Here is a 290-nt window from a genome sequence, read left to right as displayed (position 1 = left end):
CTTTGTTCTTATTTTCTCGATCTCCTCATCGGCAGCTTTCTTTAATACATCCACTTTCTCCGGACCACATGGTAGCTGTAAACCGAAACTGTAGCTATTATATGGATACTTGCTAAGGCCACCACCAATACCTCCTCCATAAATTCCGCCGATCTTCTCCCGAAGATCTTCTATAATCTTGATGTTCAATATCTCTGTTAACATCTCTGCCTTTAACGCTAAATCTTCTGAATAAGGTATTTCTCCTGAGTACACATTCAATATAAAACTCTTCTGCTCCTTACCCTTGT

1 protein-coding gene is annotated in these 290 nt (G+C 39.7%); it reads right to left on the bottom strand.

Features of this window, described 5'->3' with window-relative positions; genetic code table 11:
* The coding region (locus CWB99_RS23740; RefSeq protein ID WP_171045451.1) for an insulinase family protein at window positions 1-290 on the bottom strand (290 nt) is incomplete at both ends.

The organism is Pseudoalteromonas rubra, from assembly GCF_005887095.1.
In the GTDB taxonomy this organism is placed as follows: Bacteria; Pseudomonadota; Gammaproteobacteria; order Enterobacterales; family Alteromonadaceae; genus Pseudoalteromonas; species Pseudoalteromonas rubra_E.
The sequence above is the reverse complement of the archived record's forward strand: the minus strand, read 5'-3'. Positions and strand labels throughout refer to the sequence as shown.